The organism is Asticcacaulis excentricus (assembly GCF_003966695.1).
GTDB lineage: Bacteria > Pseudomonadota > Alphaproteobacteria > Caulobacterales > Caulobacteraceae > Asticcacaulis > Asticcacaulis excentricus_A.
Genome location: NZ_AP018827.1, coordinates 1,444,013 through 1,461,858, shown reverse-complemented (window position 1 = coordinate 1,461,858; position 17,846 = coordinate 1,444,013). Strand labels below are relative to the sequence as shown.

General features: G+C 62.9%; 12 protein-coding genes. 8 read left to right on the top strand and 4 right to left on the bottom strand.

From position 1 onward, the window contains the following. Positions 1 to 8: 8 nt before the first annotated feature. The 4 genes from EM6_RS06760 to EM6_RS06745 form a co-directional block, all read right to left on the bottom strand. Positions 9 to 2,603 (bottom strand): PAS domain-containing sensor histidine kinase, encoded by a 2,595-nt coding sequence (locus EM6_RS06760; RefSeq protein WP_126421283.1) that lies wholly within the window; start codon positions 2,601 to 2,603, stop codon positions 9 to 11. A gap of 157 nt (positions 2,604 to 2,760) precedes the next feature. Next, positions 2,761 to 3,318 (bottom strand): response regulator, encoded by a 558-nt coding sequence (locus tag EM6_RS06755; RefSeq protein ID WP_126421280.1) that lies wholly within the window; start codon positions 3,316 to 3,318, stop codon positions 2,761 to 2,763. Positions 3,319 to 3,450: 132 nt separating this feature from the next. Next, positions 3,451 to 6,054, bottom strand: a complete 2,604-nt coding sequence (pepN, locus tag EM6_RS06750; RefSeq protein ID WP_126422940.1) for an aminopeptidase N — start codon at positions 6,052 to 6,054, stop codon at positions 3,451 to 3,453. A gap of 119 nt (positions 6,055 to 6,173) precedes the next feature. After that, positions 6,174 to 6,779, bottom strand: coding sequence for a hypothetical protein (locus tag EM6_RS06745; protein ID WP_126421278.1), 606 nt, complete (start codon positions 6,777 to 6,779; stop codon positions 6,174 to 6,176). 153 nt (positions 6,780 to 6,932) lie between these two features. On the opposite strand from EM6_RS06745, the gene EM6_RS06740 reads away from it, so the two are divergent. From EM6_RS06740 to EM6_RS06705, 8 genes are all read left to right on the top strand, one after another. Next, complete coding sequence (locus EM6_RS06740) at positions 6,933 to 7,316, top strand: group III truncated hemoglobin (protein WP_126421276.1); 384 nt, start codon at positions 6,933 to 6,935, stop codon at positions 7,314 to 7,316. A gap of 342 nt (positions 7,317 to 7,658) precedes the next feature. Then, positions 7,659 to 10,331, top strand: coding sequence for a phosphoenolpyruvate carboxylase (ppc, locus tag EM6_RS06735; protein ID WP_126421274.1), 2,673 nt, complete (start codon positions 7,659 to 7,661; stop codon positions 10,329 to 10,331). A 222-nt stretch (positions 10,332 to 10,553) separates the two neighbouring features. Beyond that, entirely contained in the window at positions 10,554 to 12,035 is a 1,482-nt protein-coding gene (zwf, locus tag EM6_RS06730) for a glucose-6-phosphate dehydrogenase (protein WP_126421273.1), read from the top strand. Beyond that, complete coding sequence (pgl, locus tag EM6_RS06725; protein ID WP_126421271.1) at positions 12,028 to 12,759, top strand: 6-phosphogluconolactonase; 732 nt, start codon at positions 12,028 to 12,030, stop codon at positions 12,757 to 12,759. Before zwf ends, pgl begins: the two co-directional genes overlap by 8 nt. Positions 12,760 to 12,788: 29 nt before the next feature. Next, a complete protein-coding gene (gene edd, locus EM6_RS06720; protein ID WP_126421269.1) occupies positions 12,789 to 14,606 on the top strand; it encodes a phosphogluconate dehydratase in 1,818 nt (605 codons plus the stop codon). Between the two features lie 6 nt (positions 14,607 to 14,612). Further along, positions 14,613 to 15,629, top strand: a complete 1,017-nt coding sequence (locus tag EM6_RS06715; protein ID WP_126421267.1) for a glucokinase — start codon at positions 14,613 to 14,615, stop codon at positions 15,627 to 15,629. A gap of 56 nt (positions 15,630 to 15,685) precedes the next feature. Continuing rightward, positions 15,686 to 16,315, top strand: coding sequence for a bifunctional 4-hydroxy-2-oxoglutarate aldolase/2-dehydro-3-deoxy-phosphogluconate aldolase (eda, locus tag EM6_RS06710; protein WP_126421265.1), 630 nt, complete (start codon positions 15,686 to 15,688; stop codon positions 16,313 to 16,315). Positions 16,316 to 16,501: 186 nt separating this feature from the next. Further along, positions 16,502 to 17,560, top strand: a complete 1,059-nt coding sequence (locus tag EM6_RS06705; RefSeq protein ID WP_126421263.1) for a LacI family DNA-binding transcriptional regulator — start codon at positions 16,502 to 16,504, stop codon at positions 17,558 to 17,560. Positions 17,561 to 17,846 lie beyond the last annotated feature (286 nt).

Genomic DNA, 17,846 nt, shown 5'->3' with positions numbered 1-17,846 from the left:
CCGGGGTATCAGGCCGCGGCGATCTGACCTGACGTGTCCGGGGTATCCGGCGTGTCGTCGGCGCTGGCGCCGGGGCTGGTCTGGGTCAGGGGCAGGATGACGCTGACCGTGGTGCCCTGACCGACGGTGGAATCGACCTCCAGACGGCCCGAATGCATCTCGATCAGCGACTTGGTGAGGGCGAGGCCGAGGCCGGTGCCTTCCTTGGTGCGCGAGAATTGGTTTTCGATCTGCTCGAACGGACGGGCCAGACGCTCCATGTCCTTCGGGGCGATGCCGATGCCGGTGTCGGCGACGTAGAGGTGCATGAAGCTGTCGGTCGGGACCGCCGACACGGTGATGGTGCCGCCCGACGGCGTGAACTTGATGGCGTTGGTCAGGATGTTGAGCAGTATCTGTTTCAGGGCGCGATAATCGGCTTGAATATCGGGCAGTTGCGGCAGGTGCACGCGCATCTTGAGCCCCGCCTTTTCCGCCCGCTGCCGCACCAGGCGCAGCGTATCGTCCACCACCTCTTCGACCGAGACGGGCTCAAAGCGCAGCGTCATCTTGCCCGCCTCGATCTTCGACATGTCGAGAATGTCGTTGATCAGTGCCAGCAGGTGCTGACCGGAGCTGAGGATATCGCCCGCATATTCCTTGTAGCGCGCGTGGCCCAAAGGCCCGAACATTTCGCCCGCCATGATCTCGGAGAAGCCGTTGATGGCGTTCAGCGGCGTGCGCAGTTCGTGGCTCATATTGGCCAGGAATTCCGATTTGGCGTGATTGGCCTGTTCAGCGCGAATTTTGGCCATTTCGTACTTTTTGGCGAGGTCGGTCTGGATGCGGCGGCTTTGTTCCAGCTTATCGACCATGGCCTGAAGCTGTTCCTCGTTGCGCCGGCTCATCTCCTCCTGAATCTTGATGGCGGTGATGTCAGCCCCGGTGACGACCGTGCCGCCTTCCAGCGTCCGGCTCTCGGAAATCTGTATCCAGCGCCCGTCGTTCAGTTCGGCTTCCACCACGCCTTCGCGGCCGTCGATCACCGGCTCCTGACGGCGGATGGCGATGGCCATGACCTTTTCGATCAGTTCGCGCGACGTGCCCGCCTTGAGGAAGCGCGGGTCGATGCTGAAGGTGCGGCCAAACACGGCATTCCACATGACCAGCCGGCCGCGACGATCCCACAGGACGAAGGCGTCCGACACCGAATTGATGGCCCCGGTCAGGCGCGCTTCGGCACGTTGGGCGCGGGACTGCGCCGCGCGCTCCTCGGTGACATCCAGTGCCACCCCTGACAGGCGGCTGAAGCCGGACAGATCGCGCGGACCCGTCGCCTGACCCCGCGCATCGACCCAGATCGAGCGGCCATTGTCACCCGGCACCCGGAAAGACACGTCCAGCGCGCCGTGGCCGCGCGCGTTAAGCAGGGCCTTGCGCACCGCTTCCCGGTGTTCGGGAGCGATGCGCAGCAGGACTTCGTTGGTCGTCGCCACGCCGCTGCCGCCCCAGCCGAACATGACGCCGGTGACTTCGGACATGAAGACCTGATCGCTTTCGAGGTCCCATTCCCAGATGCCGCAGCGCGCCGCTTCGACGGCCAGCCTATAGCGGGTCTCCTTGGCCTCATACTGACGCGCGGTTTCGGAATTGCGGCGGCTTTGCACGATCAGAAGCATTCCGAACAGCGCGCCAATGATCAGCGGCCCGATAAACAGCGTCGCCGTCGCCAGCCAGTTGCTTGTTGCTGCGGCGTTCGACGGCTCGACATAGAGCGTGGTCAGGCCATTTTCGCCTTCGCGCACGGCGGCGATGCGGACAAAGCCCTTTTCTTCCAGCGTGCCTTCGCTGATGCGGGCGCTGTTGGCATTGTCGCGGATCTGTTCCGGTGTGACGGTCAGGGCCTTGCGGATATTCTGTCCGGTCAGCCGCTCGTCCGTGGCGCTGAGGATGTCGCCAACGGCATTGATCAGCACAATCTGGTTGTCGCGCGTGTTTTCCGCGTCGCGCAGCGGATTGTTGAGGCGTGCGACGGCGCGCACGCGACCGGGAGCGGGCGTGCGCACCAGATAGGCACGCGCGGTGCGCGTCAGGCGCGACCCAAGCGCCAGAGCCGCAAACCCCTTGTCTTCGGCCCTGGCTGCCTCGCTCAGCAGGCTGTTCTCGTCCTGACCGGCGCGGGCGATGATGCGCCCTTCGGCATCAATGAGGGCCAGCGAGGCCACGGCACCGCCCGAGGCTTCAAGCGCCTTTTGCACCGCATTTTGGGCTGCCCCCGGCTGAGTCTGATAGGCCGATAGCGCTCCGTCCATCGCGACGCGGGCGACGGACACGGCCTTGTCGGCCCTAAGCGCGTTCAGCCGGGCTTGCCCATAGGCAGCGGCATCGCGCGTCGCCTGACCGGACGAGAAGTCGTTTTGCAAACGCGCCGAAGAAATGGCCGCAAACAGCATCAGACCCAGCGCCAGGCTGAGCCCGCCAATACGCATCCACAGGGGCATACGCGGGCTGACCTGCGTCAGCAAGCTGGATTTGAGCGATCCGCCACCCTGGGTCCCACCCAGCCGGACGCGCGGGCCGTCTGGGGCTCCGCTGCGGCTGGGCTGGGGCGAGAAAAGCTTCATGCGCGTCAGGATATCCGGGAAGGGGAGGACAGGCGGCGACCGGATTTGATTCGGGTACAACTGAAAGGGTAAACGTCGCGTTAACCCTTTGTCGAGAGTCTTGCGGTCGTTAAAAAGGGGACGGCCTCACTGCGCTGTGGGCAAAAAAACCTCCGCCTCAATCCGCCTTGGCCGCTGCGTTCTCGTCCGCAGCCGGTGCAGCCTCCTTGACCGGCGGCTTGTGATCCTCGCTCCAGCCCTCGCGGCGTTCCTTACCCTGATATTTGGAGTCCTGACGGCGGCGGCGGTCGGGGCCGAAATAGCTGGCGGTCTTGATGAAGGGGCGCGGCTTGTCAATAACGGCGGCCACCTTGCGGTACAGTTCCAGCGCGGTTACCGGTTTGGCGCAGAATTCGTTGACCCCGGCATCGCGCGCGGCGGTAACGCGTGAGCGTTCCGAATGCGCCGTCAGCATGATGATGGGCACGTAGCGATTGGGGCTGTCCGACGAATTGCGCACCATGTGCACAAATTCGACGCCATCAAGCACTTCCATCATGAAATCGACGATGACGATGTCGATGGCGTCGTTGCGCAGGCGCTGAAACGCATCGCCGGCGTCGCGCGCCTCAAATACATGAGTGGCACCGAACCCGCGCAAAATCGTTTTCACAATGTGGATCATGTGGGTGTTGTCATCCACCACCATGAACCGCACGCGCTCAAGTCCCGCCACCTTTGACTCCCTTACGCACATACCAGAGCGGAGGCCGTTGCGGGCGGCCTCTGGGAAGAGTTTTAAACGTTAAAGTTTGTCAACAGGTTAAGCGAACGGCAATCTTCCAACTGGGGCTTGTGACGGCCCCCCTTACCCCGCCAGCGCCTTTCCGGCCAGTTCGCCGACGTTTTTCGACAGGCCCTCGGTGGCGACAATCCGCTCCAGCGCCGCGTGCATCAGGCCCCGGTGCGGTTCGGCATAGCGTTTGAACCCGCCGAAGGCTTCGATCAGGCGCGCCGCCGTCATCGGGTTGAAGCGGTCCACGCTGAGGATTTCGTCAGCGATAAAGGCGTAGCCTTCGCCGGATATGTCGTGGAAAATGGCCGGATTATTGGCAGCAAAGGCCTGCGCCACCGACCGCCAGCGGTTGGGCACCTTACGGTCAAAATCCGGATGCGTGACAAGGGAACGCACGCGCGTCAGGGTTTCGGGATGGGCACAGGCGGCCTGCACCGCGAACCATTTGTCGAGCACCAGCGGCTCGGACTTAAAGCGCGCATAGAAGTCGTCGAGCGCGTCCTGATAGGCGGGGCCGTGGACCTGCGACAGGGCCGACAGACCGGCCATCTGATCGGTCATATTGCTGGCGTCACGGTAGTGTTTTTCGGCGAGAGCGGTCGCCGCAGGGGCATCGGCAGCAACGATAAGGTCAAGCAGGGCGTTGCGCAGGGCGCGGCGGCCCGCCGAAGCGGCGTCGGGGCTGAAGGTCGGTTCGACGGGCAGGGCCGCATAGAGGGCTTCGGCATCCGCTTTCAACGCGGCCGCCAGTTCGGCCTTGAAGGCCTTGCGCCGCGCATGGATGAAGGCCGGATCGACCGGCGTCAGGCTCTGGGCCAGGTCCATCTCGGTCGGCAGGCCGCTGATCAGCGCCTTGAACGCCGCATCCAGCGTCGGATCGGTCAGGGTGGCGCGCAGGGCTTCGGCATAGGCGGCGGCCGCGCCTTGCGGGTCGAGGATCAGGGCCTTGGCGAGGCTCTGGGCCGCTTCCCAGCGGTTGAATGGGTCCGGATCACCGCGGAAGCGGGCAAAACGGTGTGCCTCAGGCTCGTCCAGCGTCAGCTTGACCGGGGCGGAGAACCCCCGCAGGGCCGAGATCACCGGCGTTTGCGTCACTGCTTCGAGCACCCATTGCGCCTGTCCCTCGGTTAACAGGAACAGGGCCTCGGTCACGCTTTCGCCCGCGAGGACAAAATTCAACGGCGCACCGGCCTCGGACAGCAGGCCCAGCCGCACCGGGATCGGCACCGGGGCCTTGTGCGCCTGTGACGGAGTAGGGGGCGTTATCTGCACCACATTGAGGGTTAGTCGCTGCGCCGCTGCGTCATAGGTGGCTTTGAGGCTGAGCGTCGGCGTGCCGGCCTGCACGTACCATTTCAGCCAGGGCGAAAAGTCCTGCCCCGTGACGGCTTCGAAGCTTCTCAGGAAGTCTTCCAGCGTCGCCGCGGTGCCGTCATTCGTATCGAAATAGTGGTCAAGCGCGCGCCGATAGGTGTCCGCCCCCACGACCGTCTTCAACATGCCGACGATTTCCGCCCCCTTCTCATAGATGGTGGCGGTGTAGAAGTTGTCGATCTTCAGATAGGCGGCCGGGCGCACCGGGTGGGCCAGCGGCCCGGCGTCTTCCGGAAACTGCCGCGCGCGCAGCATCTTCACGTCCTTGATGCGCTGTACCGCGTGGCCGCGCTGATCGCCGGAGAAGCTCTGATCGCGGAAGACGGTCAGGCCTTCCTTGAGGCACAACTGGAACCAGTCACGACAGGTGACGCGGTTGCCGGACCAGTTGTGGAAATATTCGTGCGCCACGACGCTTTCGATGCGCTCATAGTCGAGATCGGTGGCCGTTTGCGCATCGGCCAGCAGAAGCGAGGCGTTGAAGATGTTGAGCCCCTTGTTCTCCATCGCCCCGAAATTGAAATCGCGCACGGCGACGATCATGAACAGGTCGAGGTCGTATTCGCGGCCATAGGTCTCTTCGTCCCACCGCATCGAGCGCTTCAGCGCGTCCATGGCGTAGGCGGCGCGCGCGCTCATGCCCGGATCGACGAAGATTTTCAGCGCCACCGTGCGGCCCGACATCGTGACGAAGTGGTCTTCGAGCACGTCCAGTTCGCCGGCGACCAGCGCAAACAGATAGGCCGGCTTGGGGAAGGGGTCTTCCCATACGGCGTAATGGGTGTCTGCGTCTTCGCCGCTGTCGATCAGATTACCGTTGGACAGAAGGCGCGGGAAACCGGCCTTCGGCGCGCGCAAACGCACCGTATATTTCGACAGCACGTCCGGGCGATCAGGGAAATAGACGATCTTGCGAAAGCCTTCGGCCTCGCACTGCGTGCAGTACCGGCCGGAGGACATGTAGAGCCCTTCCAGCGTCTTGTTCTCCTGCGGATTGATCTCGACCTCGACCTCCAGCGTGAAGCGGTCGGGCACGCCGGGGAGGGTCAGACATTCCGGCGACAGCGCGTAGGCCTCGGGCGTCAGCTCAACGCCATCCAGCCGCAGCGCTTTGAGGGTCAGCCGCTCACCCAGCAGGACCAGCGGCGCGTCGGCGGCGCCGCGTCGTTCGATGCGATAGGTCGCCCGCACCCGCGTCTGCGTCGGGTGTAGATCAAACGCCAACTGCGTTTCAGCTATGGCAAAATCCGGCACGCGGTAATCGGTCAGACGGATGGGGCGGGCGATATCGGTACGGTACATACGCGCGGCGTCTCGCAAAGCAAACAGGTCGGCAACAGAGTAGCTGCCCATCTTTGCATAGTCTTGCAAAAATCCAATTCTGCCCTACCCAATTTTCGGTAGGCAACCGATTGGGATTTTCATTCCGCGGCGGTGGCGCTGATTTCCGGTTCCGGTTGAGGCTCCATCGGTCGCATCTGGGCGTCGGGCGGCGGTGTTTCGATCACGCGGCGCAGTTGCTCAAAGCGGCGTGCGATGCGCAGCAGGGGCTCCGGCAGGGTCGGGGTGTCGTCGCCTTTCACATAGTCGCTCAGTTCGCGGGCCAGATTGAAAAAGCGCGGGGCCGCCGTAATCAGGCGCGCCTGCATTTCGATCAATGCCGGATCGCGGTCGTATTCGGCCCCCGGCACGCGCCAGCCGCCCCAGTCATTGGGGTCGGTGACGACCACCGGATAGGTGCCCGGATAGGGATGGTGGGCGCAATCTTCGACGGCCTGCACACGGTTGCGCGCTCGCATCAGCCGCCACGGCGTCTTCCCCGGCGCTTCGCCCGGTGCCGCCTCGATCTCGGTTTCCGCCGTCAGTTCCTCGGCGCGGAAATCGCGCCCCAGACCGCAGTCATAGGTGACGCGGATCGGTTCCTCAAAACCCGCGACCCACACCGGCTTTACCTGTTCGATCATGGCCCAGGTGCCGACGGGCTCGACATAAACACGTTGATTTCGATGGAAAACAGCCTTGGCCATCTTAGTTCCTTTGACGCAAACTGTACGCGGGTGATTTGTCACATGGCGCGAAGGCGTGGCGGGTGTTAACCGCTCAGGCGCCAGACCCGACCCTAACGCACAGGCTTTAGCATTTGGTGAGGGAGTGCGGTTAAGACGTGTTAAGAGTTAGCTATGACCGATCCGACCTTTGCCCCCGCTGACCTGCGCCATCTGGTCGAACGCTTCTATGAGCGGGCGCGCCGGGATACCCTGCTGGGGCCGGTGTTTGAAGCCGCCGTTGACGACTGGCCGCCGCATTTCGACATGCTGACCGCCTTCTGGAGCATGGTGATGAACGGCCCGCGCCCGGACATGCCGGTCTTCAAGGGGCGGCCCCTGCCCAAACATCTGGCCCTGCCGCTGAAACGGCAGCATTTTGACCGCTGGCTCGACCTGTGGGCCGAAACGACGGCTGAGGTGTTTGACGCCCCGCGCGCTGAGGCGCTGCGTGAAAAGGCCTGGCGCATCGGTCAGTCGTTTCAGGCGGCGCAGGCCATGAACGAAATGTTGCGCTGAGTGTTACCGCTATCTTCGGATACGGTATATGTTTCAAACTAAACGGCTTTTTCCTTAATCTTGTCAGACATTTAATTTTCTTGTCGCAGGGGCGCCGGGCAAGCGTTTGTAATTATTCGTCATATTATCGCGGTGCAAAAATCTGCGCCCAAACCCTCTTGCGGCGCACAAATTTTGCGCTAGGGTGGAGAAATTCCTGCCTGAGGTCTGCCGTCTGCGGCAGGTTTTGTGTGTCCTCAGCCTTGCCTGCCCTGAGCCGATGCTAGCCCGCCCGCTCAGACCCGCCCGGTTCCCGCACACGCCTCAGGCTGCACCGATAGACTTAAAAAAAGAGGCCCGCCGATGACCGACGCTATGATCGATCACGTCAAGCAGAACACCGCCATGCTGGAGGGGTTTCTGACTGACGCCGTCAACAGTTTCGGGCGCGGCAGTGTGTTGTCGAAGATCGAGGCGCTGCGCGCCGACAATGCCGATGTCGATGATTTAAGCGAATCCGAGGCCGCCCACGCGGCGCGCGTCCTGACCTGCCTGTCCACCCTGACCGTCCTGTCCGAGGACGTGGCCAATCTCAAGCGCGTCGAGACCTTTCCAGGGACGCAGGAGGCGATCACTCTGGCCAATGCCGTGCAGCAGGCGCGCGCCAAGGGCCATTCGCAGGCCGAGATCGAAGAGACTCTGAACGGCATTCTGGCCTCGCCGGTGTTTACGGCGCACCCGACCGAAATGCGTCGCGCCTCGGTGGTGGAGCGCGAATACGACATCACGCAATTCCTGTCGTCCTATGAGCGCACGACCCGCGCCTCGGAGCGCAAGGCGCTGGAAGAGGACCTGTTCCGCGCCGTGGCTCTGCTGTTCAATACGCGCCTCAACCGCCCCGAACGCATCACGGTCGCCGATGAGATTCAGAACTCGCTGGGGGCTGTGCGTCGTGCCATCCTGCCGGCGCTGGTTGAGCTTTATGGCGACTGGAACCGCGAGATCGAGCTGGAAGGCGAACTGCCCAACGTGCTGAAACTCGGCTCGTGGATCGGCGGCGACCGCGACGGCCACCCGCACGTCGATGACACCACGATGAACTACGCCTTCCACAATCAGGCGAAGCTGGTGCTCGACTTCTATTTCCAGCAACTCGACAAGCTCGATATTGAACTGACCCTGTCCGAAGAACTGGCGCCGGTCACCGATGCGCTGCTGGAGCTGGCGCGCAAATCGTCCGACACCAATGTGCACCGCGTCGATGAGCCCTATCGCCGCGCCATCACCTTTATCAAGACGCGGCTGGCCTCGACCTGGCAGGCCATTCTCAAACTGCCGCACCCGCTGGCTTCGCCGCTGGCCGGGGCCTATGAGACGTCGGAAAACTTTGTGCGCGACCTGCTGATCATCCGCGATTCGCTGATTGAATATGGCGGAAAGCGGCTGGTGGGACGGACGCTGAAAAGCACCATCCAGATCGCGCGCTCGTGCGGCTTCCACCTGTTGTCGCTCGACATGCGGCAAAACTCCGCCGTGCATGAGCGCGTGATTGCCGAACTGTTCGCGCAGTCGTCGGAACTGCTCGACTACAGCTCGCTGTCGGAAAACGAGCGCGTGTCGGCGCTGATGGCGGAACTGACCAATGACCGCCTGCTGCGCTGGCCCTTCGCCAAATATTCCGATGAGACGCGCCGCGAACTGCGCATTATCGACGCGGCGGCCGAAGTGATCCGCACCTTCGGGCCGGACGCCATCGGGGCCTATGTGGTGTCGATGGCCAAGTCGGTGTCGGACATCCTTGAGCCGCTGGTGCTGCTGAAACAGGCCGGTCTGGTCTATGGTGGGCCGTCGCCGCACACCATGATCCGCGTGTCGCCTTTGTTTGAAACCATCGAAGACCTTGAGGCCGCGCCCGACATCATGAAGCGCTGGCTGGGTCTGCCCGCCATGCGCTCGCTGATGGGGCGTCCGGCGGTGCAGGAGGTCATGCTCGGCTATTCCGACTCCAACAAGGACGGCGGCTATACAGCCTCGCGCTGGAGCCTGCACAAGGCCTCATCGGCCATCAAGGCCGTGTGCAATCAGAAGGGCGTGGCGCTGCGCCTCTTCCACGGTCGTGGCGGTTCGGTCGGTCGCGGCGGCGGCCCGTCCTTCAACGCCATCATGGCGCAGCCCGAAGGCACGGTCGGCGGTCAGATCCGCGTGACCGAACAGGGCGAAATGATCGCGCGCAAGTTCGGCAATCAGACAACGGCGGGCAAGACGCTCGATTCCTTCGCGGCGGCGGTCTTCCTCGCCTCGCTGCCGGTCAAGGAGCGCGATGCCCACCACATCAAGGAATCCGAGGCCGAAGCCAAGTATGGCCCGCTGATGGATAAGCTGTGCAAGGCCTCATTCGACGCCTATCGCGCCCTGGTCTATGACGACCCGCACTTCCTCGACTTCTTCCGCTCGGTGACGCCGATTTCGGAGATTTCCGACCTCAAGATCGGTTCGCGCCCGGCCTCGCGCACCAAGTCGGGCAAGATCGAGGACCTGCGCGCCATTCCGTGGGTCTTTTCGTGGTCGCAGTCGCGCATGGTCCTGCCGGGCTTCTACGGCTTCAACGCTGCGGTCAAGGCGCTGGGGGTCGATGACCAGACCCTGATCGACATGTGCAACGAATGGGACTTCTTCGAGGTCTTCCTGGCCAATATGGAGATGGCACTGGCCAAGTCGGACATGGAAATGGCGGCGCTCTACGCCGGCATGGCCTCCGATCCGGTCGAGGCGCAACGCATCTTCGCCATCATCCGTCAGGAGCACGAGGAGATGACGGCGCTGGCCAAACGCATCCGCAAGGCGGGCACGCTTCTGTCCACCCATGAACAGTTGCGCGGCTCCATTGAACGCTCGCACGCCCTGCTTCAGACGCTCAACCGCATGCAGGTCAAGCTGTTGAAAAAGCGCCGCGAAGGCAACAAGCACAAGTTAGTCAAGCTGGCTATGCAACTGACCGTCAACGGCATCGCCTCGGCCCTGCGCAATACGGGGTAGGGTATAACAGCCTCCGCACCACGATAATACCAATTTAATACCTTGAGGCGCGGCCCCGGCCCCTATATATAGTTTATGAAAGCACAATTCCCGGCTTGACCCGCAGGCGGACGCGCGTTATGACAGCGCTGTCAAAATTTTTTGACGCGCTGTGACGTTTGCGTAATAAGCCGCCTGCTAAAAAGGCCCGACGTCACCTCGCCAAGACCCAGGAACCCTATCGTGAGCTTATCGACTTCTTCTGCGAATCGTAAACCCGTCTTCGTCCTCGTCGGCGGCACCGGTGATCTGGCGCTGCGCATGTTGTGGCCGTCTCTGGCCATGCTGGATCAGGACGGCTTTCTGGATAAGGACCTGCGCATCATTTCTGTGGCGCGTGAGGCGGTGGACCGCCCGGCCTTCCTTGAGCGCGTCAGCGCCGCCGTACAAAAGCGCATCGGGGCCAATCTCGAAGCGACGACGCTCGATCAGTTCCTGCCGCGCCTTAGCCACATCGCGCTCGATGCCTCCGATCCGCAGTGGGGCGCCAAGCTGAAGGCCGAACTGGGTGAGCCTGAGGCGCTTGAGGTCGTCTATTTCCTCTCTGTGTCGCCGTCGCTGTTTAAGCCGATCTGCGAACATCTGGAAAGCGCCGGCCTGAGCAAGGCCCCCAACCGCGTCATCATTGAAAAGCCGCTGGGGCGTGATCTGGCCTCATCGAAGGTGATCAACGATTCGGTCGCCCACGCCTTTGACGAAGCGCGCACCTTCCGCATCGACCACTATCTCGGCAAGGAGACGGTGCAGAACCTGCTGGCCCTGCGCTTTGCCAATACGGTGTTTGAACCGCTGTGGAACGCGCAGTCGATCGACCATGTTCAGGTCACCGTTTCCGAAACCGTCGGCACGGGCGATCGTCTGGGCTATTACGACGATTACGGCGCGCTGCGCGACATGGTGCAGAACCATCTGTTGCAACTGGTCTGCCTGCTGGCCATGGAGCCGCCGTCGAACTTCAACGCCGATGCGCTGCGCGACGAAAAGGTCAAGGTGCTGCGGTCGCTGAAACCGATCACGGCAGATAATGTGCGCGATGTGACGGCGCGCGGTCAGTACGGTCCGGGCTTTGCCGAAGGCAAGCAGGTGGCGGGTTATGAGGCCGAAAAGGGCTCGCCCTCCAACACCGAAACCTATGTCGCCATCAAGGCCGAAATCGCCAACTGGCGCTGGGCCGGCACGCCCTTCTACCTGCGCACGGGCAAGACCCTGCCGTCGCGCACCACCGAGGTGGTGATCCAGTTCCGCCCCGTGCCGCATTCGATCTTCGGCTCGGCGGCGCAGCCCAACCGTCTGGTCATCCGCCTGCAACCGGACGAAGACATCAAGCTGACGGTCATGAACAAGGCACCGGGTCTTAGCGCTGATGGTATGCAGCTTCAGCCGCTCGACCTGTCGCTGTCGCTGTCCAATGCCTTTGATGGCAATGGTGATAAGCCGCCGCGCCGTCGCATCGCCTATGAACGCCTGATCCTCGATGCGCTGAACGGCAACAACGCCGCCTTCGTGCGCCGCGATGAGGTCGAAGCCGCCTGGGCGTGGGTCGATGGTATTTCGGCGGCGTGGGCCGAAGCCTATCCCAAGCCGCAAATCTACCCCGCCGGGACCAATGGTCCGATGAGCGCCTATATGCTGCTCGACCGCGACCATCGGGTGTGGAATGACTGAGGCCCTGGGCATTCACCGCCTGCGCAGCTTCGACAGCGCGGCCGAGGCTGAAACCGCCGTGCTGGCGGCCATTGCCGAGTCCCTGTCAGCCGCCATTGCCGAGCGCGGTCAGGCCCTGTGGATCGGGGCCGGGGGCGGCACGCCGAAGCCCGTCTATCAGCAGCTCGATACGCTGGACCTGCCGTGGGACAAGGTGACCCTGTCTCAGGTCGATGAGCGCTTTGTGCCGGTCGATGATGCGGCCTCCAACACGAAGATGATGGCCGAGGCCGCTGCCCCGGTGATCGCCAAAGGGATGCGCTTTGACACCCTGATCCGTGATCTCAGCGACGCGGGCCTGTGTGCGCAACAGGCCGAGGCCCTGCTGCGCGGCTTTAATGACGGTGACGCGCCGGAATTCGACCTGACCCTGCTGGGCATGGGGCCGGACAAGCACTACGCCTCTATCTTCCCCGGCCACGCGCTCAATGCCACGGTCTATGACACGGACGCACTGGTCCTGCCGGTCGTCCCGGCCAGCGGCGGCGCAGAGCCGAGACTGCCGCGCATCACATTGACCGTGAAGGCCCTCAACCGCTCGCGCCGGATCGTGCTATATATCACCGGTCAGGAAAAGCGCGACGCGCTCATGGCCGCCATCGCCGATCCCAACCCCGACACCGCGCCCATCGGTGCCTTCCTCGCCCAATGCCCCGTGCCCGTTGACATCGTCTGGTGTCCGTAACGGCCGGCCTTCAACAGCGAAAAGATAACATGACCACCGAGCTTCATCCCGTTCTCAAGTCCGTCACCGACCGCATCATCGCGCGCTCCAAGGCCACGCGCGCCGAATATCTGGCCCGCGTCGAGCGTTACAAGTCGCGTGAGCCGCGCCGCAAGAAGCTGTCCTGCGCCAACTACGCCCACGTCGCCGCCCCGATGACTGAGGCCGACAAGCTGGCTCTGGCGCTCGATAAGGTGCCCAATATCGGCGTGGTCACCGCCTATAACGACATGCTGTCGGCGCACGCCCCCTATTACCGCTATCCGGAAAAGATATTGGACTATGCCCGCCATGTGGGCGCGACGTCTCAGGTGGCGGGTGGCGTCCCCGCCATGTGCGACGGCGTCACGCAAGGCAAGCCGGGCATGGAGCTGAGCCTGTTTTCGCGCGACGTCATCGCCATGGGCACGGCCATCGCGCTCAGCCACGATGCCTTTGATTCCGCCCTGATGCTCGGTATCTGCGACAAGATCGTGCCGGGTCTGGTCATGGGGGCGCTGGCCTTCGGGCACCTGCCGGTGATCTTCGTGCCGTCGGGCCCCATGCCGTCGGGCCTGCCCAATCCGGAAAAAGCCAAGATTCGCACCGCCTATGCCAAGGGCGAGGTCGGGCGCGACGCGCTTCTGGCCGCCGAAATGGCCTCCTACCATTCCGAAGGCACCTGCACCTTCTACGGCACGGCCAATTCCAACCAGATGCTGATGGAAATCATGGGTCTGCACGTGCCGGGCGCGGCCTTCGTGCCGCCGCGCGGCGAACTGCGTGACGCCCTGACCCGCGCCGCAGTCGAGCGCGCGGCGAAGGCTTCGGCGCTGAGCGATGCGCCGGCCTATATGGCCGATGTGATTGATGAACGCGCCATCGTCAACGGCGTGGTCGGGCTTCTGGCCACCGGCGGCTCCACCAATCACGCCCTGCACCTGCCGGCCATGGCGCGCGCGGCGGGGATCATCCTGAAACCCGAAGACATGAACGACCTGTCGGGCGTCGTGCCGCTTTTGGCGCGCGTCTATCCCAATGGCTCGGCCGATGTGAACCACTTCCACGCGGCGGGCGGTATCGGCTTTGTGATCAAGGAACTTTTGTCGGCCGGTCTGCTGCACGCCGATGTCAATACGGTCTGGGGGCCGGGTCTGGCCGCCTATGGCAAGGAACCGAGTTTACGCGATGGGCAACTGGTGTGGGTCGATGCGCCCGCCGAATCGCTCGACCTCGACATCCTGCGCCCGGTAACCAACCCGTTCTCGCCCGAAGGCGGATTGCGTGAGCTGCGCGGCAATCTGGGCGTGGCGGTGACCAAGATTTCGGCGGTCAAGCCGGAACACCGCGTCGTCGAAGGCCCGTGTGCCGTTTTTGACGATCAGGACGATTTTTTGAAGGCCTTCAAGGAAAATAGGCTCCCGGAAGGCGATTTTATTTGCGTTGTGCGCTTCCAGGGGCCAAAAGCCAACGGTATGCCTGAGCTGCACAGCCTGACTCCCTCCCTGTCGGCCATGCTGGATCAGGGCCGCAAGGTGGCCCTTGTCTCGGATGGACGCATGTCGGGGGCCAGTGGTAAGGTGGCTTCGGCCATCCATTTGACCCCAGAAGCCGTTGACGGCGGACCGATCTCAAAACTACGGTCAGGGGACATTGTGCGCGTGGACTGTGAAAACGGGAACCTGAGCTTCATAGGTGATGAAGCGCAATTGATGGCGCGGGAAAGCGCGCCCCGACCGGCGGATGCCGACGGTCTGGGGCGTGAACTGTTCGCGCCGTTCAGGCGTCTGGTCGGCGAAGCCGTCTCAGGCGGCTCCGTTTTCTGGTAAGGTATTATGACGGCGCTTTTCGATAATCAGACCACCTTTTCTGCTTCGTCACAGGTGTTCAGGGGCCTTGTCGGTGATATCGGCGGGACCAATGCGCGCTTTGCCATTGCCGAACGGGGCGGGGGGCAGACGAAGCTGACCGAGTTCAAGAGCTTCCATACGGATGGCTATAAGGACCTCTACGCCGTCATCGACGACTATTTCGGTGGTCTGAGCGGGCGTCCGGACCTCGATTTTTCGGTCATCGCCGTGGCCGGGCCGGTCAACGACGGGGCCATCAAGTTCACCAATCTCGACTGGCTGGTGACGGAAACCGAGTTGGCGCACCACACCTCGGCGCGCAAGGTGCGCCTGATCAACGACTATGCCGGTCTGGCCTATGCGCTGCCGCATCTTCAGGACGAAGACACCCGCCGCATCGGGCCGCTGCGCGAAGGCAAGGGCAATGTGCACGCCGTCATGGGCGCGGGCACGGGCTTCGGCGCTTCGGTGCTGGTGGGTGGGCCCTACGGACCCTATTGCCTTTCGACCGAAAGCGGCCACGCCTCCTGGGCCCCGGTCAATGATTTCGAGCGCGAACTCCACCGCTTCCTGTCGAAAAAGCACGGGCGCGTGACCATTGAAATGGTGCTGTCCGGCCCCGGTCTGGTCAATCTCTACAAGGCCGTGACCAATGTGCGCGGCGAACCGACGCTGGAGCTGACGCCCGCGCAGATCACGCATCTGGATGGTCCGGACGCACAGGGCTCGCGCTACACGGTTGAAACCTTCCTTGATATTCTGGCCTCGGTGGCGGGCGACCTCAGCCTGTGCCACGGCGCAACGGCGGGCCTGTTTATTGCTGGGGGTATCGCGCCGAAGCTGGCCAAATATATCGACGAAGCGCGCTTCCGCGCCCGTATGGAGGCCAAGGCCCCGCTGGTCTCCTATGTCGAAGCCATTCCGTCGCGCATCATCACCCATGAATGCGCGGCCCTGATCGGGGCGGCCAACGCCTTGACGGACGCCGAAATAATCGCTTAGTGCGCCTGAACAAGCTCTCTGCGCCGCCGGGGAGTGCATGACAATAAGGATACGCCATGACCAAGCCGCTCGACGTTCACACCATCATGACCACGGGGCCCGTCCTGCCGGTGATGGTCATTCCGGATATCGAGATGGCCTTGCCTCTGGCCGACGCCCTGATGGCCGGTGGCATCAAGGTGCTGGAAATCACCCTGCGCACCGATTGCGCGCTGGACGCCATCAAGCTGATCGCCAAAGAGCGCCCGGACGCTATTGTCGGCGCAGGCACGCTGCTGACGCCCAAGGACGCCGAAAAGGCCGCTGAGGCCGGGGCCAAGTTCGGCGTGTCGCCGGGTCTGACCAAGACTCTGGCCAAGCAGGATTCGCTGCCTCTGCTGCCGGGCGTTTCGACGGCCTCCGAAGTGATGAAGGCGCTGGAATGGGGCTTTGAGCGCCTGAAATTCTTCCCGGCCGTCCCGGCGGGCGGTGTGCCCATGCTGAAAGGCATCGGCGGCCCGCTGCCGCAGGTCAAGTTCTGCCCGACGGGCGGTATCGGCCTCAACAACGCCGCCGATTTTCTGGCGCTGGATAACGTCCTGTGCGTTGGCGGCTCTTGGGTGGCCCCGGAAAAGGCGATGAAGGAAGGCCAGTGGGGCGAAATTTCCAAACTGGCTGCCGAAGCCGTGCAAAAGTTTGCGGGCTGAGGTCCCGGCTTCGGACCAGCGCCAAGGCGGGTCCGGGTTGAGTTACCGCTACCATAGAGTTTTTGCGGCGCAGCGTCCTTGACAACGGGGCCTGCGCCGTTCTTCTTTGGTCTGACCAAATAAACACAAAAAGGGAATCCGGGGATTGGCCGCTCAGAATATATGTCGCATCGCAGGGATGGGGGCATGAGAACGCCCAGAGACCGCGGTGTGCCGGGGGCCGGCGGCACCTCGACCATCAATGATGTGGCGCGACTGGCGGGGGTGTCGATCAAGACCGTCTCGCGCGTCATGAATAACGAGCCCAATGTGCGCTCCGAAACGCGCGATAAGGTTCAGGAAGCCGCCACGCTTCTGCACTATCGCCCGAACCTGCTGGCCCGCTCGCTGGCCGGATCGCGCAGCTTTCTGATCGGCCTGTTCTACGACAACCCGAACGCGGCTTATATCACCGACATGCAGCGCGGCGTCATCACGCGGGCGCGCGAGCAGGGCTATCACCTGCTGATCGAACCTCAGGACAGTCACGCGCCTGATCTGGTGTCAAAGATTTCCAGCTTGCTGGCCACCATTCGTCTCGATGGGGTCATTCTGACGCCGCCCCTGTGCGATATGGCGGTGGTGCTGCACGCCATTGAGGCGGTAGGCGTGCCCTATGTGCGCGTATCGCCCTTCCTCAATCCCGGCCGCTCGCCCTGCGTGCGCATGGATGAGACCCAGGCCGCCTATGAGATGACGCGCCACCTGATTTCTATGGGCCACAAGGATATCGGTTTTATCCGCGGCCACCCGGAACACGGCGGCAGCCATCAGCGTTATGAGGGCTTTGTGCGGGCCCTGCGCGAAAGCCAGATCGAGCCGCGCCCGGAATGGGTCAAGCAGGGCTACTTCTCCTACGAATCCGGTGTCGAGGCCGGGCGCGCCCTGTTTGCCGAAAAGACGCGCCCGACGGCGGTGTTTTCGTCCAACGACTATATGGCGTTCGGGGTGATGGCCTCGGCCCAGCAGGTCGGTATCCGCATCCCGGAGGATGTTTCGATCACGGGCTTCGATGATGTGCCGGGTGCCATGCTGGTGTGGCCGCACGTGACGACCATCCGTCAGCCGGTTGAAGCGCTGGCCTATGCCGCCGCCGATATTCTACTGACCCGTCAGGAAGGCGAAGAGGGCGAACCCGCGCCGCAGGCCCCCGATCGTCTGTTGCCCTTTGCCCTGATCGAGCGGCAATCGGTGCGCCGTTTGTAAGGCTCATGGCTTTGAAGCAAAAAAAACCGGCAGACCGGATAAACCGGGCTGCCGGGTATAAGGCCATTGCCACCTGAATAATGCCAAATCCAGATGACGATTTAAAATTCTGCGGGCGCGCGACCGTGAAAAAGGGAAAGAAGTCGCGCTCAGCCAGAATTTTAAACTCAGATTCGAACGGTCGGAGGGACCGTTCAAAAAGGAGCACCAACGGGTAGCCAAGAATTGCGATAATCTGACAGCGCTGTCAAGCGTGTTTTTGACGAAGATGGCGATAAGGGCTGTG

Excerpts from the sequence above, each read along its gene's own strand:
- EM6_RS06760 (WP_126421283.1), bottom strand. The coding sequence starts at position 2,603 with ATGAAGCTTTTCTCGCCCCAGCCCAGCCGCAGCGGAGCCCCAGACGGC.
- pepN (WP_126422940.1), bottom strand. The coding sequence starts at position 6,054 with ATGTACCGTACCGATATCGCCCGCCCCATCCGTCTGACCGATTACCGC.
- EM6_RS06745 (WP_126421278.1), bottom strand. The coding sequence starts at position 6,779 with ATGGCCAAGGCTGTTTTCCATCGAAATCAACGTGTTTATGTCGAGCCC.
- EM6_RS06740 (WP_126421276.1), top strand. The coding sequence starts at position 6,933 with ATGACCGATCCGACCTTTGCCCCCGCTGACCTGCGCCATCTGGTCGAA.
- ppc (WP_126421274.1), top strand. The coding sequence starts at position 7,659 with ATGACCGACGCTATGATCGATCACGTCAAGCAGAACACCGCCATGCTG.
- pgl (WP_126421271.1), top strand. The coding sequence starts at position 12,028 with ATGACTGAGGCCCTGGGCATTCACCGCCTGCGCAGCTTCGACAGCGCG.
- edd (WP_126421269.1), top strand. The coding sequence starts at position 12,789 with ATGACCACCGAGCTTCATCCCGTTCTCAAGTCCGTCACCGACCGCATC.
- EM6_RS06715 (WP_126421267.1), top strand. The coding sequence starts at position 14,613 with ATGACGGCGCTTTTCGATAATCAGACCACCTTTTCTGCTTCGTCACAG.
- eda (WP_126421265.1), top strand. The coding sequence starts at position 15,686 with ATGACCAAGCCGCTCGACGTTCACACCATCATGACCACGGGGCCCGTC.
- EM6_RS06705 (WP_126421263.1), top strand. The coding sequence starts at position 16,502 with ATGAGAACGCCCAGAGACCGCGGTGTGCCGGGGGCCGGCGGCACCTCG.